The organism is Novosphingobium sp. EMRT-2, assembly GCF_005145025.1.
In the GTDB taxonomy this organism is placed as follows: Bacteria; Pseudomonadota; Alphaproteobacteria; order Sphingomonadales; family Sphingomonadaceae; genus Novosphingobium.
Genome location: NZ_CP039695.1, coordinates 2523953 through 2550081 on the forward strand (window position 1 = coordinate 2523953; position 26129 = coordinate 2550081).

The window sequence follows — 26129 nt, forward strand, 5'->3', positions numbered from 1 at the left end:
GTGTTGCCGACAGGTCCGGCAGTGCTTGCCGCCGGAGGGGGACGGGGGGTAGGAACCCCGCTTCGTCCCTTGCCGTGAATTAAAGGAGAGGCAGGCCCGGTGCAAACCATCTCTAGGCTCGATACCCTGCGCGAAGCGGTGGACCTGCTCAAAAACGGGGGAAAAACCCTCGCGATCGTCCCCACCATGGGCGCATTGCACGAAGGGCACCTGACGCTGGTGCGCGAGGCGCGGCGGCGGGCGGATCATGTGGCCGTGTCGATCTTCGTCAATCCGCGCCAGTTCGGCCCGAACGAGGATCTTGACGCCTATCCGCGCCGCATGGCGCAGGATGCGGCGCTGCTGGAGGTCGAGGGGGTGGCCCTGCTGTGGGCGCCCACGGTCGATCAGGTCTATCCCGAAGGCTATGCCACCAATGTCTCGGTCTCCGGGCTGGACGCGGTGCTGTGCGGCGCGGCGCGGCCAGGGCATTTCGACGGGGTGGCGACAGTGGTGTGCAAGCTGTTCAACCAGGTGCGGCCGGATATCGCGCTGTTCGGCGAGAAGGACTGGCAGCAGCTCGCCATCATCCGCCGCATGGCGCGCGATCTCGATCTGACGCAGCCCCATGCCGACGCCATCATCGGCGTGCCCACGGTCCGCGAGGACGATGGCCTCGCCATGAGCAGCCGCAACCAGTATCTCACGCCCACGGAACGGGCTCAGGCAGCAGGCCTTTCGCGGGCGATGCGCAAGGCGATTGCCGCGATCGAAGGCGGCGCCGGGGTGGCCGGTACGCTTGCTACGCTGCGTGCCGAAATTCTCGCTTCCGGCTTCGCCTCGATCGATTACGCCGACCTGCGCGATGCGGCGACGCTGGAGGACGTGGCGGCCCTGACCGGACGGCCCGCCCGCCTGCTGGTTGCCGCGCGGATCGGCAAGGCGCGGCTGATCGACAACATGCCGGTGGGCTAGGCGGCGGGGGCGTCCGGATAGGCGTCGATCACCGGGCCGAGCGCGGCACGCAGCGGGTCCAGCCATTCCGCGTAGTTCGCCCAGTGCTCCACCGCGTCCTTGAAGATCGGCTGGCGTACCTGCTCGGAACTTGCCGTGCGCACGGCCCGCCGGGTTTCCCAGAACGAGAGGCATGAGTCCTCGAACGGCAGCCCGAGGTGATCGAGCAGGCGGCGGACTTCGGTTTCGGTATCGGCCACCATCCGTTCGTAGATCACGCGGTGCACCGCACCGGGCGCCTGGCGGTCGAACGCGGCCATCAGCGCGACGTAATCGGCATAGTACCGGCCGATGTCGCCAAGATCATACGTGAACGTCTGCCCGCGCGCGAAATGCTGCTTCCAGCCGGAAAAGCAGCAGGCCATCGGATGGCGGCGCGCATCGACGATCCTGGCGTTGGGCAGGATCAGCCGGATCAGGCCGACGTGCTGCCAGTTGTTGGGCATCTTGTCGATGAACAGCGGCTTGTCGGTCTGGCGGTGGACGCGGGTGCGCTCGATATATTCCTCGCCCAGCCGCAGCCGGTCCGCCGGCGTCAGCGAGGAGACCATAGCGCGGAAATCGGCAAATTCGCCCTCGTCCACACGCGCTTGCAGGCGGCTGGCGATGATCATCATCTCCGCCAGTTCCATCGTTCCTTCCACCTGGCTGTGGCTGGAAAGGATCTGCTCCACCAGCGTCGAGCCGGAGCGGGGCAGGCCGACGACGAAGATTGGATCGGGCGCGGGGCAGCCGCCTTCGCCCATCGCAGCGATGAAGGCGCTGGTGAACGTCTCGCGCGTCGCGGCCACTTCCGCTGAAAACTGGTCCGCGTCATGCCGCACCATCGTGCGGCGCAGGTGGTTGCCCCGGTCATAGTGGCGGAACGAGGCGGGATAGTCCTTCGCGTCCTCGTAGGCCTTCCCCAGCGAGAAGTGCAGGTGGAACACGTCTTCCTGCCGGTCCGCCGCGTCCGGCTCCAGCGTGGCCAGCGCCTGCTCCATCGCCGCGATGTCGTCCGTGCCGAACTTGACGGTCTTGAGATTGGCAAGGCTCCACCATGCCTCGCCCATGGTCGGCAGGTGCGCCACCGCCTGGCGATAGGCGTGCACCGCTTCGGCCTGTTCGCCGAGCGTCTTCAGCACATGGCCCAGGTTCTGCCAGACCTGCGGCTGGTCGGCCTTTTGCGCCAGCAGCTTTTCGTAAAGCGTCCGCGCCCGTTCCTGGTCGCCCAGCCGCACCAGCACGGAGGCCATGATCAGGTCGTGCCCCGGATTGTTCACCGGCGAGCGCGCCAGCACTTCGGCGTGTTCGAGCGCTTCGGGCAGGCGGTTGGTCTGCAGCAGCAGGCGGATCAGGAAATCGCGGGCCAGATCGAAGCCTGGGGCAAGGTCCAGCGCGCGCCGGACGAGCGTCATTGCCTCGGCCATGTCCGCACGCCGCCATGCCACCTCGCCCAGCAGGCGCGTGCCCACGGGATCGTCGGGCAGCCGTTCCAGTCGTGCCTTCAGGGTGGCGGCGGCGTCCTCGAACTGCCCTTCGTTCATCGCCATCGCCGCCTGGACCAGTTCGGGATCGCGCGACGCGGCGTGAATGCCGGAAAGGTCGGCGCGCCAGCCGTCTTCGTGGCGGCCCTGCTTGCGCAGTTCCCCCGCCAGCAGGAACCAGCCGCTCGCCACGCCTGGCTGCTGCCGGGTGAGACTTTCGAGCGCGGCGATTGCCTGACGGACATCGCCTGCTTCGCTGGCCGCCTGTGCCCATTCCCACAGCACCGGCGGCGCGGCGGGGTGCCTGCGGGCCAGCGCGGCGAGTCGCGGCAGGGCCGCCCCGGCGTTACCCAGCCGGCGCAGGGCCTGGCACGCAATCATTTCCGCCGGCGGCAGCCCGGGCGCGTTCTTCAGCACATCTTCGGCCTGTGCCAGCGCCGCTTCCGGGTCGGCATCGAGCAGCCGTACGGCACGCTCCAGCGCCTCGTTCGCTGTCTCTTCGCGACTGGCCGTCATGCTGCCCGCCATGTGTCGATCCCGTGCCTTGCCCGTGTTTTGCAACTGCGAAATTTGTGCCGACGGAAAGGACATTTGTCGAGTCAATATGCACCTCGGTGCTTTTGCAACAAGGAAGTTGACACCTGTCCAATCGCTGGCACTATCGATTTCGGACAGGCGTACTAACTTCGGTTTATGGCGCGAAAGTCCGGGGCATTTGAGAGTTTGAACCTGTCGTCGCCGCGCTGTGGCGGCGTTCCGCGAGGCGTCTGCTTCGCGGGGCCGGAAGAGTTGTGCGTGTGCGAGCGCTTGATTGTTCGCGATTGCACAATTTCCGCTCGGCAAGGCGGCAGGCACTGGTGGCGAGACCCGGCAACCGGGCCGCTCGATCCTTGGGGAAGGATGAAAGGCGCGAACATCAAAAAGGGGGGCTTATGAAAACTGCATGCAAGTCGCGCTCGCTCAAGATCATGGGAATGCTGGGCGCGTCGACATTCCTGACCGGACTGGCGCTGCCCGGCACCGCCTTCGCGGAAGACCAGGCCGCCCCCGCCGAACAGCCGGCGGATGCCGCGCCTGCGACGGGTGAGGGCCTCGGCGAGATCATCGTGACCGCCACCCGCAGCGCGCAGAGCATCCAGAAGGTGCCGATCTCCATGCAGGCGCTCAGCGCCGACACGCTGGGGCAGCGGCAGGTCAAGGGCCTGAGCGACTTCGCCACGCTGCTGCCATCGGTCTCGTTCGCGGGCCTCGGGCCTGGCCGCCAGACCATCTATTTCCGCGGGATCGTCCCCGCCGGCGGCAACTACGCCTCGGCCGGCTATTATCTGGACGACATCCCGATCACCGGCACCGGTTCGCCCGATATCCATGCCTATGATCTGGAGCGCGTGGAGGCGCTGTCCGGTCCGCAGGGCACACTCTATGGCGCGGGTTCGCTGGCCGGTACGATCCGCATCATCACCAACAAGCCCAAGCTGGGCAAGTTCGAGTTCGGCGCGGAATCCGAAGTCAACAAGTACGGCAAGGGTGCCTTCGGCGGCCAGATCCAGGGCTACGTCAACCTGCCCGTCACCGAAACGGTGGCGGTGCGCGCGATGGCCTACTACCGGCGCGATGGCGGCTATGTCGACAACACGCCCAACAACGGCAAGTTCAACGACGGCCGATCGTCGACGCTCTCCCTTGGCGACAACAATCCGCTCACCAGCTACACGCTCAACAACGCCGCGATCGCCAAGAAGGACTACAACCCGATCTACGAATATGGCGGCCGCCTGTCGCTGCTGTGGGAACCGGCGCCCGGCTGGGAGGTCAATCCACAGGTCACAGCGCAGCGGCAGATTGCCTATGGCTATTTCGGTTACGATCCGCGCGTCGGCGATTTGCAGGTCCACGATTACGACCTCACGCGGCAGGACGACAAATGGGTGCAGGCCCAGTTGAGCATCCACGGCCACATCGGCGACTTCGACGTCGTCTCGGCGACGGGCATCTTCCGCCGCAACACCAAGCTGCGTAACGATTACACCTATTACACCGTGACTTATGACGGTTTCGGCGGCGGATACGAAAACTATCTGCAGTTCTTCGACAAGGCGGGCTGTACCGGATCGGGCTTGACGCTCAAGTGTTCGACGCTGATCAACCCTACTCAATACTATCACCAGGACAACAACCGCAACAAGTTCACCCAGGAACTGCGCATCTCGACGCCTAAGAGCTGGCCCTTCGATCTGACGATCGGCGGTTTCTACCAGTCGCAACAGCAGGAAAACAACAACTACTACGCGATCCACGGCCTTGACCAGATCGCGGGCTATACCAAGGCTGGCGCGTACAGTTCCGGCAGCGGCGATACCACGACTCTGGCTGGTTTCGGCATCCCGACCGCGGCAGGCGGCACGATGGTGGTCAGCCCGTCCGCCGCGGTGAAGGGCGATGGCTTCTACATCACCGAGAACAACCAGAGCTACCACGACGAGGCGATCTTCGCCGAGGGTCACTACAAGATCTTCGAGAACCTGAAGCTGACCGGCGGCATCCGGTACTTCTGGACCGACTACAAGATCAAGGGCTTCTCCGGCGTTACCGCGTCAGCGCTCGGCGTGGGTTGTACCGTGCCCCTGCCGGCCGAGCGCATCGCGTGTTCCAACCAGAACCCGCTCGCGGCGGACGGCTACGGCCGGTACAAGGAGCAGGGAGAAACGCACAAGGTGGCGCTCGACTGGCAGGTCACGCCAACCAAGATGATCTATTTCAACTATTCCACCGGCTTCCGGCCGGGCGGCTACAACCGGCCGCTGCGCATCCGCGCTTCGGGCGGGCTGCCGCAGGTGACGGTCGCCGCGCCGGCGTTCAAGTCGGAAACGCTCACCAACTTCGAACTGGGCGTCAAGACGACGTGGAACAACATCTTCCGCTTCAACGCCGCCATCTACCTCGAAAACTGGGACAACATCCAGTACGGCGTGGTCGTCGCCGGCGCGCAGGGGGCGGGTTACACCGGCAACGCCGGCACGGCCCAGGTCAAGGGCGTGGAATACGATGCCGATCTCAAGCTCGGCAAAGTCACCATCTCCACCTCAGGTGCTTACAACGACGGCAAGCTGACCGGTAACTTCTGCAACTTCGTGGCGGACCGTGCCGCCTTGTCGATCGTGCAGCTGGCCTCTTGCCCGACCGGTTCGAGGGTCGTCGTGAACGGCACCTCGACCTCCGCGGTCGCTGCCGCAGACGGTACCCGGCTGCCGCGTCAGCCGCAATTCAAGGGGACGACCTCGATCCGCTATGACACCACAGTTGGTGACTATGCGGTCTATCTGCAGGGCGCGGCGTTGTATCAGACCTCGGCGACGCAGGACCTGAACGTCGAGCAGAACAACCTTCTGACCTGCACCACCTTGGCGCTTGCCGCTTCGCAGACCGCTGCCGGAAAATCCTGCAGCACTCCGGGGTTTGTCAGCTTCGATTTCTCCGGTGGTATCAAGATCAATAACTGGAGCTTCGACGTGTTCATCCAGAACGCGTTCGACAAGCGCGGCACGCTGACCACGAACACCTTCTGTTCGATCACGTTCTGCTCCGGATCGTCGCGCAACTTCACGATCCGCCCGCAGTTCTTCGGTCTGCGCGCCGGCGTGAAATACTGATCGCGGCATAGCAGCGCATGATGATCCCTCCGCGACTTCGGTCGCGGGGGGATTTTTCATGGGCGTGCGATGTGGGGCAGATGGCGCGATGCGCCGGTCAGGCGGGCAATTCCGCTCGGGACAACAGCAGCGCACGCAACCGTTCTGCGCGATTGCCATCGGGCGGCAAGCCGGCGCCGGCCCGCGCCGCGAAGCCGCTCGCCTGCGCGGTGGCGAAGCTGATGCCATAGAGGTTGCGCCGGGGCGGAACGCCGGGGATCGGGCGCGGGTAGCCCGAGGCGAACAGCACCCCGTCCCGCACGCGCCAGGTCTCGCGCGGACAGTCCCAGTCCAGCCCCACGCCCAGCACGTTGTCCGCATCGAGCGCGCCCGGCCAGCAGGGGGTGCCATCGGCCTCGCGCGCGGCAACGATCAGTGCGCCGGCTTCCGCCGCCCGCGCCGCCACGCTGGCGAATCCCTCCCGATGCGCGGCGTTGGTCGTGCCGAGGCTCAGGTTGATCACGTCCGCGCCCTGCTCGATGCTCCAGCCGATCGCCAGCGCCAGCGCGCCGGCGCTGGTCTTCAGCGCATCGTGGAACACGCGCACCGGCAGGATCAGCGCGTCCGGCGCCTTTTCCTGGATGGCGGCGGTAACGGCGGTGCCGTGGCCGAGTCGGTCGAGCGTGGCGTCGGCTGCGTCGGACAGGGTGCCGTCCGACGCGATGGCCACGCCCGGCAGCAGCTTCGCGCCGTCGATATGCGGATGATCGGGGTGGACGCCGCTGTCGATCACGGCGACGCGCACGCCGTGTCGGGTTCCGGCGTGCGGGGCAGGGCCGTCAGGCAAAGGCCGGCTCGTTCGCGGCCACGGTGGCGTGGCCATGGTCCAGCGTGACGATCAGGTCTGCGCGTCGGGCCAGCGCAGGCTTGTGCGTGATGACCACGATCGTCGCCTGCGGCAGCGCCGCGCGCAGCCCGTCGGCCACGCGCTGCTCGGTGCCCTCGTCCAGCGCGGCGGTCGGCTCGTCGAGGATCAGCACGGAGGGCTCGCGTAGCAGCGCGCGGGCCAGCGCGATGCGCTGCCGCTCGCCCGCCGAAAGCGCCATGCCGCGCTCGCCGGTGCGGGTATCGAGCCCCTGCGGCAGGCGAAGCAGCAGCGGTTCCAGCCCGGCGGCCGCTGCGGCCTGGGCAATACGCGCGCTTGGCACGCCGTCCATGGCGAAGGCGATGTTGCCGGCGATGGTGTCGTTGAACAGGTACGGCGCCTGATCGACCAGCAGCACCTCGCGCCGCAGGTCGGCCAGGCACGTCTGCCGCAGGTCGTGCCCGTCGACGAGGATGCGGCCCTGCTGCGGATCGAGGAAGCGGACCATCAGGTCGGCCATGGTCGATTTGCCCGCGCCGCTTTCGCCCAGGATTGCGCAGAAGCTGCCGGCGGGAACGAATAGGTCCACGCCCGCCAGCACCGGTTCGCGATCGTGGCGGAACGAGACGCGCTCGAACCGGATGCCCTGCCGCACCGGGCCGAGCGGGCGCGCATCGGCCGGTTCGGTTACCTCCGCCGGGGTATCGAACAGCTCGAAGATCCGCGCCAGCGAAACGCGGGTGGAGGCCAGGCCCGAAGACAGCCCCAGCAGCGCCTGGATCGGCCCGAACAGACGCATGTGATAGGCCATGAAGGCGACGAGCGCGCCGATCGTCATCTCGCCGTGGATGATCCGCGTTCCGCCATAGAGGATCACCACCGAGGTCGAGGCGGTGAGCAGCGTGCCGGGCAGCGCCCCGGTCATGAACGAGGCGACCTGCATCTTCAGCATCGCGCGCACGAACGCGCCGTTGCGGGCGCCGAAGCGGTCGACCTCGTGCGTCTCCGCGCCGAGTGCGGCGACCACGCGCATGCCCATCACGGTATCGACCAGCAGGCTGCCGAGGTCCGCCCCGCGCTCGCGCATTTCGCGGGTGAGCGCGGTGACCTTCTTCTGGAAGTGCAGGAAGACCATGACCGCCACCGGCACCAGCACCGTACCGATCAGGAACAGCCGCCAGTCGAGCCACACCATCATCGCCACGCAGCCCATGAAGAACAGCACGTTGCTCAGCACCGAAAGCAGCGTGTCGCCCGCCGCACGCTGCACGTCGCTGACATCGCTGTTGATGCGCGACATCAGGTCGCCCAGCCGGAAGCCGCCGTAGAAACGAGGGCTGAGCGTCTGCAGATGGCGCAGCAGCGCCACGCGAATGTCATAGAGCATCGCCGCCGACAGCCCGACGTAGCGATAGCTGGCGAGGATGTTCAGCGCGAAGCCGGCCAGCGTGACCACGATCATCGCGCCCGACACGGCCAGCAGCGCGTCCATGTTCCGGCGCAGCAGTGCCTCGTCGATCATCAGCTTGGAAAGATAGGGCTGCGCCAGGCCCACCCCGGTCGAAAGCAGGCTGACCAGCAGCACGCACAGCAGCGGTCGCAAATAGGGGCGCACATAGGGCAGCAGCCGGCGATAGGTGCCCCAGTCGGCCACGGGCGGCGGCGGTGCAGCTGTCATAGGGGCCGAATTCGAGGCGGGAGGCTGGCTCAGGCGGCCGCCTCCCGCGCGAACAGGCGGTTGCCACGCAGCAAAAAGCGCGGTTCGGGCACGCGCGCCAACTGGCCGGTGCACCAGGCATGGCCCTGCGCCAGCGCGTCTGCCTGTTCGCGCCACCAGGGCGTGTCGCCCCCTGAGCGGTAGAACGGCAGGCTGACCTGCAGGTGCCGCCGCATCGCGGCGATCAGCATGGCCCGGTAATGCCCCAGCAGCGCGTCCCGATCGCCGCCGTCGCGGATCGCGGCCAGCACCGCCGCGGCGAGGATGGCCTCGCGCGCGGCCTGCGCGGTGCCGTCACCGCAGATCGGATCGAAGGCGATCGCCGCGGTGCCGCAGGCGATCCAGTCCGGCCCGGCGACCTGGTCCAGCAGGCGCGGCGCGGTTTCGAAGCGCGCGCCCGCCGGCCCCAGCGTGTCGATGAGCGGCGCGATCAGGCGGCTTTGCGCGAGCAAGGCTTCCGGCGAACAGCCCACGCCCAGCAGCCAGGCGGCGTCCGCCCCTTGCGGAATCAGGAACAGCCAGCCTTTGGGCGTGGCTTCGACATGGCAGGTCGCGTGATCGGCCCCCGCGCGCAGCGTGACCGGCGCGGCCACCGCCTCGCGCGTGCCGAAGCGGCGCAGCGCCGGCTCGGGAAACGGGGGCGCGCCGTGGATGGTGAAGGGGGCGGGGGCCTCGCTAGCCGCCGGCGGGAACCCGGCGGGCAGTGCCGGCAGGCCCAGTTCGGCCTCGATCTGCGCCCCGGTCACCACCGCCGCGCCATGCGGCAGCGGCGCGGACACGCTGCCGCCCCACGAAACCACGCGTCGTTCGATGCGGGGCAAGGCGGCGAACAGGCTCGGCCGGCCGAAGATGTCGCGCAGCAGCGCCAGCGCCGGATCGCTCAGCATGATGACGGGAACGGGGGCGCGCGGTTCGACCGCCGCCCCCGCCAAGCAAAACCCGTCTTGCGCCAGCAGGTGCGCGCAGGTCGCGACGGAAACGCCGCCGCCCCGCAATCGCACCGCTGGCTGTGGTCCGGTCATGGGCGTCCTGTCATCGTCTTTCCGCTATTTCAGATGGAGCAGGCCAGCCATGGTGGCATCGGCGCCAAGATCCCAGGTGCGTTCGTACTTGAGCGTCTTGGCGTCGTACACCTCGATGTCATAGCTTGCGCCGTGGATGTACAGCTTCTGCCCGTCGGCCGAGATGCCGAACGAGAAGCGCGAACGGCAGTGGAATTCGGCCTTCTCCATCACCTTGTTGGTGGCCATGTCGAAGTGCCAGAATTCGCAACGCTTGTTGCCGAGCGTGCCGTTGGTGACGACGGTATAGCCGTCCTTGCCGTCGGGCGTCACTTCCAGCCCGGCCATGCCGGTGGGCACCGGGCCGACCGGGGTGAAATCGAACGTGCGGTTGGTCAGGTTGAAGCGCCCGATGCCGAACATCTTGGCATGGACATAGGGGTCGGACGCGTTGAACAGCGAGACGAACTCGTTGGGGTTCTGCAACGCTTCCACGCCGCCGCCGAACGCCACGTTCTCCATGCCGGTGGTTTCGGGCTTGGCCAGGTCCAGCCGGTCGCTGACCTTGAGGGTCGCCGTATCGATCACCAGCACCTTGTCGCCGAACTTGTACAGCGTCTTGCCGTCGGGCGAGAGCGCGAAGGTCGGGCGGAAGCCGCCGAGCGTATCGTCCTGTGGATCGATCTCCACCGTCCGCGCGACCTTCTTCTGCTGAAGATCGATCACCGCGTAGAGCGGCTTGCTCACCTTGTAGCGGTCCGGTTCCTTGTCGAAGCGGATGAGCTGGGTGTAGTACCAGCGGCCCGTCGGATCGGGAACGCCGCCCATGAAGCGGTACTTGGTGGTAGGCGTGTTCAGGCTGAACTGGTTGAGGATGCGCCGCGTGGCGTTGTCCAGCACCACGATCCCGCTGGTGGTGATCGTGGTGACGTAGATCTTCGCCTTGTCGTTGGACAGGCGCAGCGATGTGGGCAGGCCCGCCTGCAGCTGGATGCGATCGGTGATCGCGCCGTTGGTGTCGTCGATCGTGAACAGCTTGTCCGGATACGTGCCGATCATCATCGTGCCGGCATGGGCAGGCGCGACGGCGGCCACGATGGCGGCAGCGGCGGGGATCAGGACTTTGAGGCCGGGCAGGGAACGAAGCTGCTTCATCGTGCTTCTCTTCCTCGAAGGGGCGCGCCGCAGGAACGCGGCAGGTCCGCCCCGGATGGTCAGGGTTCGGCGTGGCAGGCGCGGGTGCGCCCGATCACGGGAAGACGAGATCGAGATTGCGCCAGTCCTTCGTCGCCGCCGCGCAATTGCTCGCCCAGTCCGGCGAATAGTTGACGTGGTCGGGCACTTGCACCGGCCAGAAGCAGGTGACGTAGCAATCGTAGATGTCGCGCTCGACCGGCTGGCACAGGCCCGCCGTGCCGCCCCCGGCATCGACTTCCCACCCCGGCGAGAACGACAGGGTGCACCCCATCGGCACGTGCGGGCGCGGCTGCTGCTGCAGCGCGACGACGTCTTCTTCGACCGAAGTGATGGTCTCTTCGATCTTCTGGGCCTTCTTATTGATCGGCTTGAGATGCTTCATGACAAGCCCTTTCGTTCAGCGAAGCGTTCGAGGAAGCCGGGGTTGCGCACGGCCAGCGTGCCGTAGATCTTCAGGCACGTATCGGTCCATTGGCGGATCCAGTCGCAATAATGCAGGTTGGCGTGACCGGTATCGCCATAGCGGACGAAGGCCTCGTGATGGCAGCCGCCGGCGCAAAGCGGGCGCGCCCAGCACGATTGGCATTCGTACTTGGCCTGGACGTGCCCGCGCGAGAGGAAGTCCTCGCGCTTGCCCTGGTCGATCCCGGTGGAGATGTGGCCCAGCGTGTGCGTATCGGCATCGGTGAAGCGGTGGCAGGGCGAAAGATCGCCCGACGGGCTCACGCCCAGCAGGCCCAGCCCCGCGCCGCACGGGTGCGACTTGTTGGTGCCCTGGATCAGTTCGCCGATAGTTTCGCTGACGTTGGTGAAGCCGTGCATCCGCCCGTGCAGCGCATAGTCCAGCCACTCTTCGGCAAGGGCGTGGAAACCGGCGAGGACGCCGGTCATGTCATCGCCGTTCAGCGAATACTCGCGCTCCTCGCCCGCGGTCGTTACTGGCGCGAAGCCCACTTCGTGGAAGCCGATGTCGTCCTTGAGATGGCGGTAGATGCGGATCACGTCGGTGACCCCGGCCGTCAGGGTGACGCGCGCGGTGATCGCGCGCGTCCGGTGCCGGGCGATCAGCTTGCGCAGGCGCGGCTCGATCACCGCGTAGCTGCCCTTGCCGCTCTTGTACACGCGGCGCGCGTCCTGCATTTCCGCCGGGCCGTCCATGCTGACCGTGACGCCGATCGCGTTGTCCGAGAGGAAATCGATGATCTCGTCGGTCAGCAGCGTGGCGTTGGTGGTCAGGCTGAAGGTGATCTTGCGCCCCTGCGCCGCCGCCTGCTCGTTTGCATAGCCCACCACGTCGCGCAGCAGGCGGAAGTTCATCAGCGTTTCGCCGCCGAAGAACGTGATGTGCACCGCTTCGCGGTTGCCCGATCCGGCCAGCAGGAAATCGACCGAGGACTTCGCGGTTTCCAGCGCCATGTATTTCGGCTTGCCGGCGGGCGTGGCGATCTTGTCCGCGCCGAATTCGTAGCAATAGGTGCAGGCCAGGTTGCACTGGTTGGTGACGTTGAGCACCAGCGCCTGCAGGGGATAGTCCGCCGGCGGGGCGGACGGCGCGGGCGCGGTGGTGACCTGTTCCGAATGGATCGCGCGGACCTGCCGCAATTCGCGGATCAGGTCCTCCGCGTCCGCCGGGGAATGGCCCGCGCCGGCCAGTGCCGTGGCCAGTTCCTCGTGGCTCATCTCGCCCTCGTCGAGCAGATCGAGCACGGCGCGGGTGCCTTCGTCGAGCGCGAAGATCGCGCCCGCCGAAACCAGGTACATGAAGTCCGTGTCGGACGAGCGGAATTCGTGTAGTTCGCCGCGCCGGTAGCGGTGGGCCAGCATGGTCGTCATTGGGAAACCTCCGGCTGGTCCCAGCGCTTGTAGGCGGGAACGGTGACGACGAGGTAGGACTTGGCCGTCAGCGGCTTGCCCTGGGCGTCCTTTTCGGCCTTGGCCGTGGCGACGATCCACACTTCGCCATAGTTGTTGCGGTTGCCGCTGCGTTGCGGGTTGGGGCCGTCCACGTTCGGCGTGAACAGCGCCTTCTGGCTGATCGATCCGACATAGGCCTTGTCGTCATCGTACCAGACCGACTGGAATTCCTGGACGCTCCAGTCCGCGGCGACGGGGCCGACGTTCACGTCGTCGGCGGTGTTGGGCTTGCCATCGGGGCCGTTGTCGAAGCCCACGGCGTCGAACTGGGCGTAGCCCTTGGCGAAGTGCGCGCCGCCCAGCCGCGAAAGGTTGGTGTCGGGCGTGACCTTCAGGTAATCGACCTTGCGATAGACCGGCAGGGCCGAAGCGAGCACCGCGCTCCCCACCGAAACATCATGCACGCCGGCGACAGCGCCGGGGGCGGCATCGACAGATACGACGATTTCGGTGGGGCTCGCGGTGACGACCCTGGTCACCGCTAGCCCGGCGCCAAGGTCGATATCCTTCGCAGTCGGCGCAGCCGGCAGGCTATCGCCGAAAATGTGGACGTCCACCCCCCTGGTGCCGGCCTTGATCGCGTTCGGCCAGACAGCGCCGATCGTCGGGCTGCCGTCGGCGCGCACCAGCTTCACGTCGAATCCGAATTCCTGATATTCCCCCCAGAACCAACGGCCTTCGGCGTTCTTGCGATCGGGCGAGAACCACATCGTCTCGCGCGTCGGATTGTCGAGCGCGTCGGGTGCCGAAGGCTGCGCGGACGGCGCGGAGCGTCCGCGCCAGCTGTAGCCGGCATAGACGATGCCGTTGCCGGTCCGGCTCAGTGTCGATCCGTCGGTCAGCGACCGCAGCGCGATGCCGGTCTTGAATTCGTCGCTGTCGGCCGTGGCACCGATGGTCATCGTGCCGACGAACCGGCCCTTGCCGGGGGCAGAGGCGCTGACCAGCCATTTGCCGGCCAGGCGCGGGTCCTGCATCCGGGACTTCCACTGTGTCCATTCGGGCGTGTGCAGCGGGGCGACCTTGCGCGTGTAGTCCAGCGCGATCTGGCCCTGCGTCACCGGCGTCGCACCGGGCTTGGTCACGATCGGCGTGGGCTGGCCGAAGACCGCGCCGGGCTCGTCCGTGGCGGGGCGGCGATACTGCACGTCGGCCTGCGAATAGAGCGCGACGTGGAAATCCTGCAGAAGCTTCCATTCGGTGCCCGACCGGCGCCAGGACAGCGGCTGGGCGAAGGCGTGGCAGGTAGCACAGGCGCCGCGCAGGGATTCGCTGGGGATGTTGGTCTCGTCCTGGATGCGATGCTCCACGAGGTACATCACCGGCTTCGCTTCCTCGGGCGCAAGGCCATGACTGGCCGAAAGATAGCGGACCACCTGACGCGATTCCTCGGGCGTGATCTGCAAGCCGTTCAATTTGACCATGCGCTTGATCGCCTGCGCCCAGCCTTCCGGCGTGGTGCGCAGCCAGGAAATGCGCGAAAGATTGCCCTTGGCATCGGCGGTATGGCACGCGCCGCACTTTTCCTTGGTCAGGCTGTCGGTGACCGGGATGCCTTCCTCGCTCTCCGGCTTGTCCGCCCCACCGGTCATGCCGCCGGCCTGCGCGACGACGGCGGTCGCGGTGCACAGGCCCGCCAACAGCAACGGGCGCAACGAAAAGCGAGCCGTCAGCGCGGCCCGCCACGACGGGCTGGCGGCGGCATCCTGCGCATCGAGTGGACGGGACTCGGTATCCGGGTAGGCCATGCTCGCGAAATCCCCCTGATTGGACCGTAAGCAGCGCGATTCGAGCGCGGGTCACGGGGATAAGCTTGACGGTTGTCCAAGATTGGTCAACGCCTTTGTTGCGGTGCCGCCAATCTTTTTTGCAGATGCGAAAAAAGGCGTGTGATCCGATTGGAATCACACGCCTTTTGGATGTTGGAAACTGTCCTGGCGGGCGGCGTTCGGGCCGCGATCAGGTCAACTGCAACGGCAGGGATCGCAGCCGTTTGCCGGTGGCGGCGCGGATGGCGTTGGCGATCGCCGGAATGACCGGCGGCAGCGCCGGTTCGCCCAGCCCGGTGGGCGGGAAATCGCTCTTCACCCAGGTGATCGCGACATCGCGCGGCACGGCATCGATGCGCAGCAGCGGGAAATCGCCGAAGTTGTCGGCCGTGATCGCGCCCGCCTCCTGCACCACCGGCTGCCACACCAGCGCCTGCGCGATGCCGTCGATCGCCGCGCCCTGCGACTGGTGTTCGGCATTGAGCGGATTGATGATCTGGCTGCCGATGTCGCCCGCCATCCAGATCTTGTCGACCTTCACCGACGTTCCGCCCGAGACCGTGACGTCGACGACTTCCGCGAAATAGCCGCGATGGCTGAAATAGAAGCCGAAGCCGCGCCCCTTGACCGCATCGCCCGCGCCCTTGGCGGGGCCTGTGCGCCCGGTCCAGTTCGCGGCCTTGCACACCGCGTCGATCACGCTGCGGGCGCGGCCGGTGTGGAACACCAGCCCCTTGCGCTCGGTCGGCAGTTCGCGCGGTGCGCCCAGCGTCCGGCGCATCAGTTCGGGCAAGTCGAGGCCGGCGGCTTCCGCCACCTCGTCGAGGAAGCCCTGGTACACGAAGGCCATGGCGTTGGACGTCGGCGCGCGCAGCCAGCCGGTCGGCAGGTTGGTCTTGAGATAGGTCGCGCCCAGGTGGGCATCGGGCACTACCGGAGCGGGAAATTCGGTGGAGCTCATTTCCGCCGCGCGGATCGGCTTGCCGTCCGCGCCGAAGGTGATGAAGTGGTCCTTGAACGCGATCAGCGCGCCCTTGGCATCGAGGCCGGCGGTGAAGCGGTGCCAGCCGGCGGGGCGATAGTAATCGTGCCGCAGGTCGTCCGTGCGGTCCCACAGCAGCTTGACCGGCCGGCCCGGCACGCCCTTCGCCACCTGCGCCGCCAGCACCATGTAGTCGCTCATCAGCCGGCGGCCGAAACCGCCGCCGATGCGCGTCATGTGGATGGTCATCGCTTCGGGCGCGATGCCGAGCATGGCGGCCACTTCCCTGCGCCCGGCGCCCGGATTCTGCGCGGGCGCCCACAGCTCCAGCTTGCCGTCCGCCGTCCACAGCGCGGTGCAGTTCTGCGGCTCCAGCGTGGCGTGGGCAAGGAAGGGGTAGGAATAGTCGGCGGTCACCGTCTTCGCCGCCCCGGCCAGCGCCTTGTCCGCATCGCCGGCCTTGAACAGATCGGCCTGCGGCGCGGCGCCCAGCGCATCGGCGGCCTGCTTCGCATAGCCGGCGGTCGAGAATTGCTTCTGCGTGGCATCGTCCCACGCCACCACCAGCTTTTCGCGGGCCTTGCTGGCTTTCCACCAGCTGTCGGCGACGATCGCGACGGCATCCTGCTGCCCCGGCGGGACAAGGCCGCTGTTGACCGGCACCACGGCGACGACGCCCGGAATCCCGCGCACCGCCGCGTCGTCGATCCGGGCGATGGTGCCGCCGAACGCCGGGCACTTGACCAGCGCGGCGTGGAGCATGCCGGGCAGGTGCGTGTCGATCCCGAACAGGGGTGTGCCCTTGACGATCTTCGGCGTGTCCACGCCCGGCATCGGCTGACCGATGATGCGGAACGCCTCCGCCGGCTTGAGCGGCACCGTGGCGAGATCGGGCACCGGCATGCCGGCCGCCTCGCGCGCCAGCGCGGCATAGGGCACGCTGCGCCCGCCGGCCTTGTCGATCACCTTGCCGGCTTCGGTCGAAAGCGCTGACGGGGCGACGCCCCACTGCTTCGCCGCCGCCGCCACCAGCATGGCGCGCGCGGCCGCACCGGCCTGACGCATGGGAAGCCAGTTGTTCGGCGTCGCGGTGCTGCCGCCGGCGACCTGAAGGCCATAGCGCTTGTCGTCGGCGTCGGTCTGCTCGATGCGGACCTGGCTCCACGCCACGTCGAGTTCCTCGGCGATCAGCATCGGCAGCATGGTCTTCACGCCCTGGCCGATCTCGGGATTCTTGGCGCCGATGGTCACGCTGTTGTCCGCGTTGATGCGGATGAAGGCGGTGAGCACGACAGGTTCGCCAGCCACGCCACCGGCCGCGCCAGTCGCCTGCGCCAGCGCGATCCGGGCGTCGAAGGTCAGCACCGCCCCGCCCGCGAGCGACGCGGCGAGGAACGAGCGGCGGCTCAGCGCCGCGCCAACGGCTTCCCGATCTTTCACGATGCTCATGCCGCCACTCCCGCCGCCTTGCGGATCGCCTTCTGGATGCGCAGGTAGGTGGCGCAACGGCAGATATTGCCGCTCATGCCGCCCTCGATGTCCTCGGCCGTCGGCTTGGGCGTCTGCGTCAGCAGCGCGGTGGCGGACATGATCTGACCGGCCTGGCAGTAACCGCATTGCGGGACGTCGAGATCGACCCAGGCATCGACCACCTTCTTGCCTACCGGAAGCGAGGCCACGTCCTCGATCGTGGTGATCTGCTTGCCGGCCGCATCGGCGATCGGCGTCTGGCACGATCGCACGGCGTTCCCGTCCAGCAGCACGGTGCAGGCGCCGCACAGGCCCGCGCCGCAGCCGAACTTGGTGCCGGGCAGGTTCAGGTCTTCGCGCAAGACCCACAGCAGCGGTTTGTCGGCGTCCGCGTCGACGACGCGCTTCTTGCGGTTGACGGTCAGCGAAATGGCCATCGGCAGTCCTTCATGCTTGATCGCGCGGATATTCTCATCCCGCTCGCCTCTTAGGCCAGGCGCATGGGGATGCGCCATTGCCAAACGGATATTCCGTAACGCGGAACGTCGGCAGGATGGAAACCTTTGTTGCCCGGTTTCAAGAATTTGGCTTGAAAACGTCGCGAATATTGGACAGGCATCAAGTATCCGTCAAGCGTTGTTGCGCGCGCGGAATTAAAAAGGTTGGGCGGGGGCAGTCGGGCTGGCGAGCCACGTTCAGGAGTGTTAGGCCGGGTGCAATGGCAAGCGATGTCGCCCACATGATAGCCACGCGTCCGGGAACCTATACGCGCGGCACCGAGACGGTCGACGCCATTCTCAAGGCCGCGTTGACCGTGCTGATAGATGAAGGCGCGGGCGCGTTCACAATCCGCCGGATCGCCGCCGAATGCGGGATGAAGGTGGGCAACGTCAGCTACCATTTTCCGCGCAAGGAAATGCTGATCCAGATCCTGCTCGACGAGTTGCTGGAAAGCTATGACAAGCTGCTGGAGAACCGCGTCCGCCAGCCCGACCTGACGGCGGAGGAGCGGCTGCGCCTGCTGATCGAGATCTGCCTGGACGACATTGCCGGCAAGCGCACCACGCGGTTGTTTACCGAACTGTGGGCGCTGGCCAACCAGAACGAATTCATCGCGGATCGGGTCAGGGCCTTCTATCAGGGGGTCCACGATTTCATCGGCGAATACGTGGCGCTGCTCAATCCCCGGCTCTCGCCCGATCAGGTGCACACAGTTGCGCTTTATATCAGCGCGTCGATGGAAGGCTCTACGCCATTCCTCGGATATGAAAAACCGTGGGCCGCGAAGATGATGGCGTTCCGGACCATAGCGGCCCGCGCGCTGGTCGATCTCGCCAGAACGATAACGCCGGAACAGATTTCCGGCCTTCGGTAAGGCGCGCGAAGCAGCACGCGGCGCGGCAGGGTCCTGACCCCAGGGCTGTGAGTGTGCCGGATGCGGAACAGGGCGATCATCGGGAGGAGCGTTGGGGCGGCGTCGCTGGCGGCCGCGCTCGGATGCCTGCAACCCGGCATCGATCCCATCTATCTGACGGTGTTGAGCGATGCGCGGCCCGTGCCGCTGGAAGCGCACGGCCTGGTCGTGGGCTTCACCCAGGCGGGATCGGCGCTGGGCGCACTGACCGTCTGGCGGCTGGGGCCGGTATTGCCCCGGTGGATCGTGCTGGCGGCGGCCGTGCTGGCGCTTCTGGGCAGCGTGGCGGTTGTCGTTGCCGACAGTCTGGCATTGGTGCTGGCGTGCCGCGCCGGCTATGGGCTGGCCATGGGGGTGATCTATGCCACCACCATGGCCGCCTACGCCGCGCGCCGGCCCAACAAGGCCTATGGTGCGGTCTATCTGACCCAGCTCATTCTTTCGACTCTGGTTTCGCTGGCCTTGCCCGAACTCATGCTGGCGGCCGGCGCGAAAACCGCGCTGATGGCGATGGCGCTGGTGCCGGCCCTCGCGCTGGTGGTGCTGGTGCCGTTCGTGCGGTCGGCATCGATGATAGATGGCCCGTCCGGCGTCGTCCCTGGACGGAGCGCGGTGCCGGCCGCCGGCTGGGCGCTGGCGGCGGCAACCTTCTGGTTCATCTGTTCGACGATGCTGGTGTGGAGCTTCTCGGCCGCGCTGGCCACGCGCGCGGGCATCGCCGATCGCACGATCGGGCAAGCCGTGGCGATCGGCTCCGTCGTCGGCGCGCTGACCGCGGCGGCGGTGATGCGCGAGCGGCTGCTGGTGCCGCTGCCGTTCACCGCCCTGCTGTCGGGGCTGGCGCTTGCATCGCCGGTGGTGCTGACGGTGCCGGGGGCGGACGGCGCCTATGTCGCCTCGATCGTGCTGCTCAACATCGGTTCCACCGCGATCATCATCCGCTGCTCCGGGCTGGCGACGGCGACGAGCCGGGATTCGCGCTTTCGCGTGTTCGTGGCCTGCACGCACAGCCTTGGGCTGATCGCCGGGCCGTTGCTGGGAACGGCGATGATGGCGCTGTTCGGGCGCGACGGGTTGCTGATCGGCGTGGCGCTGGCGCTGACAGGCGGGCTGCTCTCGGTGGGCTGGGCGGTCCGCGCCGGATTTGCGGGGGTGCCTGCCGCAAGCCCTGAAAAGGGTGGCGTACCCGCCGCACTAGGCGCTTGACTAAAACTGGACGAACGTCAAACCTTCATCCGACATCGCTGCGCCGTGCGATCTTGCGGGGGCAAGAGCAGGGCGAGGGCGTCGCGTCGGCCGTCGCAACCCAGGGGGTCTAGGTCAGATGAAATCCATTGCCAGCCGCATGCTATCCGCCATCCCGACGCTTGCCGCCTGCCTCGCGCTGTCGGCGATCGACGCGCCGCAGGCCTTGGCCGACACCGCCAATCCCACGGAGCCCGAAGAATCGGACGTCGCCTCGATCACGCCGCCCAAGCCAGGCTGGATTTTCGTGAACCGCGGTTTCGTATCCCCCGGCACCGCGATCTACGACACCGGCAACGGCAAGATGCTGGGTTTGGTGCAGATGGCGGTTCTCGCGGATATGGCGATCGATCCGGCGGGCAAGTTCTACTACGTGGCCGAAACGATCTGGAGCAAGGGCAATCGCGGCACGCGGCAGGACATGGTCACGGTCTATGATTCGACGAATCTCAAACTGCAGGCCGAAATCCCGATTCCCGGCCGTCTGCTGATCGGCGGCCGCAAGCAGGACTTCATCCTGAGCGACGACGGCAAGCTGGGTTTCGTCTATAACTTCAGCCCCGCGTCGTCGGTCAGCGTGGTCGATCTGGAAAAGCGCAAGTTCCTGCGCGCGATCGAGCTGCCCGGCTGCGCCAGCCTGATCCCCAATCCCGGCGCCGGCTTCTCCGCGCTCTGCGCCGATGGTTCGCTGGCCACGGTCACGGCGGGTGCCGCGAAGCCCGCGATCACCCATTCGGCCCCGTTCTTTTCGGCGACCGACGATCCGATCTTCGACAACCTGATCTACGACAAGACGAAGCAGCAGGCGGTTTTCCTGTCCTACACCGGCAAGATCTATACCGCGAAGATGGCGGCGGCGCCCACGGTTTCCGAGCCCTTCTCGATCCAGGTGGCGGCCGGGCTGCGCGCGGGCGACACCAAGCCGCTCGACGTCAACTGGTATCCCGGCGGGGGGCAGCCGATGGCGCTCCACCGCGCGTCCGGCCATCTGTTCGTGCTGATGCATCTGGGCGAATACTGGACGCACAAGGCCGGCGGCACGGAAATCTGGGACGTCGATCTCGCGGCGAAGAAAGTGGTGAAGCGCGTGCCGATCACCGATCCGGCTACCACGATCGAGGTGACGCAGGAAGCCGATCCCAAGCTGATGTATTCCGGCGGCGAAGCGGGAACGGTCCATGTGGTCGACGTGAAGACCTGGGACGAATCGCTGAAGCTCGACCGGGCCGGCAGCGGCGTGATCACGGTGGTGGAAGCGCGGTGAGCGCCCTCGCCGCCGATCTTGCGGTTTCGGGCCTGGGCATGACGGGCCTGCGCGTGATGGGGCTGGCGGGCGCGTGCGGCGTGGGCCTGGTCTTCGTGCACGCGGGCGCGTCGAAGCTGCTTCATCGCGATGTGCTGCCCGGCGTGATCGCCAACTACCGGCTGCTTCCCGATGCGTTGGTCGCGCCGGTGGCGGCGGTGCTGCCATGGGGCGAACTGGCGCTCGGGCTGGCGCTGCTGGCCGGCGGACCGCCCTTCGCCGTGGTGCCCGCGCTGGTCCTGCTGGGGCTGTTCGCTGGGGCGATGGCGGTGAACATCGCGCGCGGGCGGCGTTCGATCGACTGCGGCTGCGGCCGGTCGCAACTGCGCCAGACGCTGGGCTGGCCGCTGGTGGCGCGCAATATCGTGCTGATGATCCTGGTGGCGTTGCGCCTGCCGGCCGCGCTGCCGTCCACCGGCCTCGAACTGGCGATTGCCATTGTCGGCGGGGTCAGCCTGTTCGTTCTTTATCTGCTCTTCAACGCCATTGCCGCGCTGGCTGTCTCGCCTGTCGCGGCCAGAGTCAACGCTGGAATCAAACGGAGGTGAGCCCATGCTGACGGCGCTTATCGTTTCGCAGGTCCTTTCGTGGGGCGTGATCCTCGCGCTCGTCGTCGCGATGCTGGCGCTGGCGCGTCAGGTGGGCGTGCTGCACATGCGCGTGGCGCCGGCGGGCGCGCTGACCACGGCGGGCGGGCCTTCGGTGGGAGCATCGTCGCCGGCCATTCCTGCGCGGACGCTCGATGGCGCGGCGGTGACCGTGGGCGGTGCCGCCCCCGGATCGGCGCTACGCTTGCTGATGTTCGTCTCCGCCGCCTGCCCGCTGTGCAAGGGGCTGATCCCGATGGCCAAGTCGTTCGCGCGGGACGAACGCGTCCAGCTGATCTTCGTGGGGGACGATGATCCGGCGGTGCAGCGCGGGATGATCGAACAGCACGGAATCGGATCGTACCAGTTCATCAACGGGCCGGACGTGGGGCAGGCGTTCGAGGTGGGCAAGCTGCCTTACGCGGTGCTGCTCGATGCCGATGGCACGGTGTTGTCCAAGGGGCTGGTCAACAGCCGCGAACACCTGGAGAGCCTGGTGATCGCGCACGAGATGGGCGTCCGTTCGGTGCAGGACTATATCGGCAGCCTGAAGGCGGAAGTGGCGTGATGGCTGTGGCGCGGCTTGCCCGCGCGGACAATTTCAAGGGGGCATGGTCATGAAGAAGTTCGATGCGGACGCCATGGGCGAAACGCTGCTTCGCCGTTTCGCGGGCGGCACCTCGCGCCGTGGCATCCTGGCGCGGCTGGGCGCGGCGCTGGTGGCCGCCCCGGTGTTTCCGCTGCTGCCGGTCAGCCGGGCGGAAGCGGCCAAGCCCGACCGGTCGGGCGAAGGCAAGACCGCTTTCGCCCGCGTGGCGCAGAGCAAGGACAACACCAAGTGCGATTACTGGCGCTATTGCGCGATCGACGGTTCGCTGTGCACCTGCTGCGGCGGCGGCATCCACACCTGCCCGCCCGGCGCGGAACCTTCGCCCGTCTCTTGGGTGGGCACCTGCGTCAATCCCGATGACGGCAAGTCCTACCTGATCGCCTACCGCGATTGCTGCGGCAAGTCGTACTGCATGCAGTGCGATTGCAACAACACCGACCGCGAGACGCAGCTCTACGTGCCGCAGCTCAACAACGACGTGATCTGGTGCTTCGGCACGAGCAGCATGGAATACCACTGCTCCACCGCCGTGCTCGTCGGTCCCGCCTGACGGGGCGATTGCGCGAAAGGGGTGTGCAGAGGGATATTGGCGGCATGGCGTTTCGTTCCTGGCCCGTTTTCTGCCTGGCGCTGATCGCGCTGGTCTGCGCCGTCGGGCGCGCGGACGTGCGCGCCACGCCGGCCCAGCCCAGTCCGGTCCAGCCCGCTCCGGCGACGGTGATGGTCGATCCGGAACTGGCGCGGTCGGACTATGTCGAGCATTGCGCCGGCTGCCACGGGGTGCAGGGCAAGTCCGCGCCCGCACCGCTGCCCGAACTGTTCGGCCGCGTCGGCTGGTTCATGTGCACGCCGCAATCGCGCGCCTACCTGCTGCGCCTGCCGAATATCGCGCACAGCCGGATCAAGGATAACGCCGAACTGGCAGACATGATGAACTACGTGGTCTTCGTGATCGGCGCGGACAGCGTGCCGCCGGGGACCAGGCCGTTCACGGGCGCGGAAGTGACGCGCGAACGGCCGCTGGTGATGGATTCGGCCTCGCTGACCGCCGAACGCGCGCGCCATGCCGCCGATGCGATCCGCAAGTGCCGGGCGCCCGCCTCGCTCGGCCTGCTCTATCCGGGCGAGACGAAGTGACCCGGGCGGGGGAATGCGCTAAGCTGGCCCGATGATCGCGCCGACGCCCATCGACATCCTGCGCCTGCTGGCGCGCGGCGCGGCTGACGGCGTGGAGGGCGTGCTGGTGACGCTGACCGGCATTGAAGGCACGTCTTCGCGTGCGATCGGCACGCAGATGGCGGTGCTGGCCGATGGCCGCCACGCTGGCTCGTTCTCCGGCGGCTGCATCGAGGCGGCGGTGATCGCCGAGGCGCTGGAGGTGCTGGCGCGCGGCGAGGGGCGGGTGATTCGCTACGGCTCCGGCTCCCCCTATATCGATATCCGCCTGCCTTGCGGCGGGGGCATCGACCTGTTGTTCACGCCCTGCCGCGATGCGCGATCGATCGTGGCCGTGCTGGGGGCGCTGGCCCGACGCGAACCGATGGCGCTCGCGCTCGGCGTCGCGGGGGCCGCGCCTGCCGGGGCCGATGCCCCGGCAGGATGGAGCGCGGACGCGTTCGTGCAGCACTACGTGCCGCCCCTGCGGCTTGTGGCGGTGGGGCAGGGCGAAGACCTTGCTGCGCTCGCCCGGCTGGCCATGGCGTTCGGCATCGAGGTCGTCGCGCATGCGCCCGAACGCGATCCGTTGATGCGGGAAGCCGCCGGGGCGATGGCGGTGCATCCGATGGCCTCGCGCACGGCCGAGGTGGCTTTCGCGAGCGATGCGTGGACGGCGATCGTCTTCCTGTTCCACGACCACGACTGGGAAGAGGCCCTTCTGCCGCGCGCGCTGGCCGCGCCGGCGTTCTATCACGGCGCGATCGGCAGCCGGCGGACGCACCGCGCGCGGGTGGACATGCTGCGCGCGGCGGGCGTGCCGGAATCGCGGATCGATGCCTTGCGCGGCTCGATCGGCCTGATCCCGTCGACGCGCGATCCGGCGACGCTCGCACTGTCGATCCTGGGCGAGGTGGTACAGGACTATCAGGCCTGCGCCGGCGGTGCGGAATGGACCGCAGGCGCGACGCGGCTGGTTGCTCGCGCGGAGCCGCCCGTCGTCCCGCGTGGCTGAACCGGATTTTTCGGGGATAGTAGCCCTCCTGCTGGCGGCGGGGCGCGGCGCGCGGTTCGGAGGCGCCAAGCTGGGCGCGGACCTGGGCGGCCGCCCGGTGGCGTTTCATGCCGCCGCCATGCTGGCAGGCCTGCCCTTCGCACAGCACCTTGCCGTCGTGCGCGACGACACGCCTAATCTCGCCCCGCTGGGCTGGACGACGCTGCCGCTCGATCCTCCCCACGCACCGCAATCGCGTTCGCTGGCGATCGGCGTGGCGGCGGCGCGAGCGGCGCGCGCGCGGGGTGTATTGATCGCGCTGGCGGACATGCCGCTGGTGCCGACCGCGCACGTCGCGGCGCTGGTGGGGGCATTCGACGGGGATCGCATCGCCAGCAGCGCGGCGGGGCAACGCATGCCGCCGGCGCTGTTCGGCGCGAGGCACTTCGGCGCGCTGGAGGCCCTGTCCGGGGACCGGGGCGCTGGCGCGCTGCTGACCGGTGCACCTTGCCTGCCGCTGCCGCCGGGCGCCGAGCTGGATGTGGACCGGCCGGAAGATCTTGTCCGGGCCGCGGGTCTTCTGTGATGCGGAAGCCCGTGCTAATCGGCAGAGCATGACCGCCCGCCTAGAGCCTTTTCACGCCATTGCCGTCAGCCGCATCGCCCATCGCCTGGGCACGGAGGGGCGCGCCGTCATTCACATGGAGTTTGGCCAGCCGTCCACCGGCGCGCCCGCGCAGGCGATCGCCGCCGCGCACCATGTGCTGGATACCGATCCCATGGGCTACTGGGAAAGCCCGAAGCTGAAAGCGCGGATTGCCCGGCACTACAAGGAAACCTGCGGTGCGGTGATCGATCCCGAACAGATCGTGCTGACCTGCGGGGCATCGCCGGGCCTGGTGCTGGCGCTGTCGCTGCTGTTCGATCCCGGCGCGCGCGTCGCCATCGCGCGGCCCGGTTACGTTGCCTATCGCAACAACCTCCGCGCGCTGCATATGGAGCCGGTGGAACTGCCGTGCGGCGCGGCGGAGCGCTATCAGGTGACCGCCGCCGCGCTCGACGCGCTGGAGCCGGCGCCCGACGGGCTGATCCTGGCCAGCCCCGCCAATCCGACCGGCACGGTGATCGAACCCGCCGAACTGGCCGCGATCGCCGAGGTCTGCCGTCGCAAGGGCATCCGCGTGATCTCGGACGAGATCTACCACGGCATCACCTATGGCGCGCCGGCGGTGTCGATGCTGGCGGAAGACCGCCAGGCGATCGTGGTCAACAGCTTCTCCAAGTATTTCAGCATGGCCGGCTGGCGGCTGGGCTGGGTGGTCGTGCCCGCCGCGCTGGTGGACCAGGCGCGGGCACGGATGGGCAACCTGTTCCTGACGCCGCCGGTGCTGGCGCAGCACGCCGGGCTGATCGCGTTCGATTGCCGCGACGAACTCGAAGGCCATGTCACCACCTATGCGCGCAACCGCGATCTGCTGCTGGCGGCGCTGCCGGGCATGGGGCTGGGCCGCATCGCCCCGCCCGACGGCGCGTTCTACATCTACGCCGACATCGGGCACCTGACCGACGACAGCCTGCCCTTCTGCATTCGCCTGCTGGAGGAAACCGGCGTCGCCACCGCGCCGGGCATCGATTTCGACCCGGTCGAGGGGCACCGGTTCATCCGTATCAGCTTCGCGGTATCGACCGACCGGGTGATCGACGCGATCGAGCGGATGCGCCCGTGGTTCGCGGCGCGCATGGCGGAAGCGCGGGCCGTCTCGGTCTGAGGGGGATGGAAAGGCAGCGCATGGGACGCGCACCCCGCTGCGACTAACG

Annotated in this window: 22 protein-coding genes; 12 read left to right on the forward strand and 10 right to left on the reverse strand. The window is 67.6% G+C overall.

Going from position 1 to position 26129, the window contains the following annotated elements:
* Positions 1-99 precede the first annotated feature (99 nt).
* On the forward strand, positions 100-954 hold the full coding sequence (gene panC, locus FA702_RS12420; protein WP_136956400.1) for a pantoate--beta-alanine ligase: 855 nt from the start codon (positions 100-102) through the stop codon (positions 952-954).
* On the opposite strand, the gene FA702_RS12425 is transcribed toward panC, so the two are convergent.
* The gene (locus tag FA702_RS12425; RefSeq protein ID WP_136956401.1) at positions 951-2975 is read right to left on the reverse strand and encodes a tetratricopeptide repeat-containing sulfotransferase family protein; all 2025 of its coding nucleotides are present in this window, start codon (positions 2973-2975) and stop codon (positions 951-953) included. The two genes, panC and FA702_RS12425, sit on opposite strands and share 4 nt — an antisense overlap.
* Before the next feature lie 416 nt (positions 2976-3391).
* Between FA702_RS12425 and FA702_RS12430 the strand changes: the two genes are divergently transcribed.
* Positions 3392-6109 (forward strand): TonB-dependent receptor, encoded by a 2718-nt coding sequence (locus tag FA702_RS12430; protein ID WP_255504560.1) that lies wholly within the window; start codon positions 3392-3394, stop codon positions 6107-6109.
* Positions 6110-6206: 97 nt separating this feature from the next.
* Here FA702_RS12430 and FA702_RS12435 read toward each other — a convergent pair whose 3' ends face one another.
* The 9 genes from FA702_RS12435 to FA702_RS12475 form a co-directional block, all read right to left on the reverse strand.
* Positions 6207-6935, reverse strand: coding sequence for a S8 family serine peptidase (locus tag FA702_RS12435; RefSeq protein WP_255504561.1), 729 nt, complete (start codon positions 6933-6935; stop codon positions 6207-6209).
* Complete coding sequence (locus tag FA702_RS12440) at positions 6928-8631, reverse strand: ABC transporter ATP-binding protein (protein ID WP_136956403.1); 1704 nt, start codon at positions 8629-8631, stop codon at positions 6928-6930. Before FA702_RS12440 ends, FA702_RS12435 begins: the two co-directional genes overlap by 8 nt.
* A 29-nt stretch (positions 8632-8660) precedes the next feature.
* Positions 8661-9692 carry a hypothetical protein gene (locus tag FA702_RS12445; RefSeq protein ID WP_136956404.1) on the reverse strand — a complete coding sequence of 344 codons (1032 nt, stop codon included), beginning with the start codon at positions 9690-9692 and terminating at the stop codon, positions 8661-8663.
* Between the two features lie 24 nt (positions 9693-9716).
* Positions 9717-10826, reverse strand: coding sequence for a hypothetical protein (locus FA702_RS12450; RefSeq protein ID WP_136956405.1), 1110 nt, complete (start codon positions 10824-10826; stop codon positions 9717-9719).
* 94 nt (positions 10827-10920) lie between these two features.
* Entirely contained in the window at positions 10921-11250 is a 330-nt protein-coding gene (qhpC, locus tag FA702_RS12455; protein ID WP_136956406.1) for a quinohemoprotein amine dehydrogenase subunit gamma, read from the reverse strand.
* Positions 11247-12701: a quinohemoprotein amine dehydrogenase maturation protein gene (gene peaB / locus FA702_RS12460; RefSeq protein WP_136956407.1), complete on the reverse strand. Its 1455-nt coding sequence runs from the start codon at positions 12699-12701 to the stop codon at positions 11247-11249. The genes qhpC and peaB overlap by 4 nt, the downstream gene beginning before the upstream one ends.
* The gene (peaA, locus tag FA702_RS12465; protein ID WP_370385468.1) at positions 12698-14530 is read right to left on the reverse strand and encodes a quinohemoprotein amine dehydrogenase subunit alpha; all 1833 of its coding nucleotides are present in this window, start codon (positions 14528-14530) and stop codon (positions 12698-12700) included. The genes peaB and peaA overlap by 4 nt, the downstream gene beginning before the upstream one ends.
* Positions 14531-14741: 211 nt before the next feature.
* On the reverse strand, positions 14742-16982 hold the full coding sequence (locus FA702_RS12470) for a molybdopterin cofactor-binding domain-containing protein (protein WP_136956408.1): 2241 nt from the start codon (positions 16980-16982) through the stop codon (positions 14742-14744).
* Positions 16979-17440: a (2Fe-2S)-binding protein gene (locus FA702_RS12475; RefSeq protein WP_136956409.1), complete on the reverse strand. Its 462-nt coding sequence runs from the start codon at positions 17438-17440 to the stop codon at positions 16979-16981. The genes FA702_RS12470 and FA702_RS12475 overlap by 4 nt, the downstream gene beginning before the upstream one ends.
* 302 nt (positions 17441-17742) lie before the next feature.
* Between FA702_RS12475 and FA702_RS12480 the strand changes: the two genes are divergently transcribed.
* The 10 genes from FA702_RS12480 to FA702_RS12525 all read left to right on the forward strand — a co-directional run bounded on the left by FA702_RS12480 (position 17743) and on the right by FA702_RS12525 (position 26080).
* Positions 17743-18378: a TetR/AcrR family transcriptional regulator gene (locus FA702_RS12480; RefSeq protein WP_136956410.1), complete on the forward strand. Its 636-nt coding sequence runs from the start codon at positions 17743-17745 to the stop codon at positions 18376-18378.
* Positions 18379-18438: 60 nt separating this feature from the next.
* Complete coding sequence (locus FA702_RS12485; protein WP_136956411.1) at positions 18439-19623, forward strand: MFS transporter; 1185 nt, start codon at positions 18439-18441, stop codon at positions 19621-19623.
* Between the two features lie 118 nt (positions 19624-19741).
* Entirely contained in the window at positions 19742-20926 is a 1185-nt protein-coding gene (locus FA702_RS12490; RefSeq protein WP_136956412.1) for an amine dehydrogenase large subunit, read from the forward strand.
* The gene (locus tag FA702_RS12495; protein ID WP_305036245.1) at positions 20923-21513 is read left to right on the forward strand and encodes a MauE/DoxX family redox-associated membrane protein; all 591 of its coding nucleotides are present in this window, start codon (positions 20923-20925) and stop codon (positions 21511-21513) included. Before FA702_RS12490 ends, FA702_RS12495 begins: the two co-directional genes overlap by 4 nt.
* Positions 21514-21517: 4 nt before the next feature.
* Positions 21518-22120: a methylamine utilization protein MauD gene (locus tag FA702_RS12500; RefSeq protein WP_136956413.1), complete on the forward strand. Its 603-nt coding sequence runs from the start codon at positions 21518-21520 to the stop codon at positions 22118-22120.
* Positions 22121-22169: 49 nt separating this feature from the next.
* Positions 22170-22712 (forward strand): methylamine dehydrogenase light chain, encoded by a 543-nt coding sequence (locus tag FA702_RS12505; RefSeq protein WP_136956414.1) that lies wholly within the window; start codon positions 22170-22172, stop codon positions 22710-22712.
* Positions 22713-22756: 44 nt separating this feature from the next.
* Positions 22757-23299, forward strand: coding sequence for a cytochrome C (locus FA702_RS12510; RefSeq protein WP_136956415.1), 543 nt, complete (start codon positions 22757-22759; stop codon positions 23297-23299).
* 31 nt (positions 23300-23330) lie between these two features.
* Complete coding sequence (locus FA702_RS12515; RefSeq protein ID WP_136956416.1) at positions 23331-24332, forward strand: XdhC family protein; 1002 nt, start codon at positions 23331-23333, stop codon at positions 24330-24332.
* A complete protein-coding gene (locus tag FA702_RS12520) occupies positions 24325-24897 on the forward strand; it encodes an NTP transferase domain-containing protein (RefSeq protein ID WP_168196060.1) in 573 nt (190 codons plus the stop codon). The genes FA702_RS12515 and FA702_RS12520 overlap by 8 nt, the downstream gene beginning before the upstream one ends.
* A gap of 28 nt (positions 24898-24925) precedes the next feature.
* Positions 24926-26080 carry a pyridoxal phosphate-dependent aminotransferase gene (locus FA702_RS12525; protein ID WP_136956418.1) on the forward strand — a complete coding sequence of 385 codons (1155 nt, stop codon included), beginning with the start codon at positions 24926-24928 and terminating at the stop codon, positions 26078-26080.
* The last annotated feature ends 49 nt before the right edge of the window (positions 26081-26129 follow it).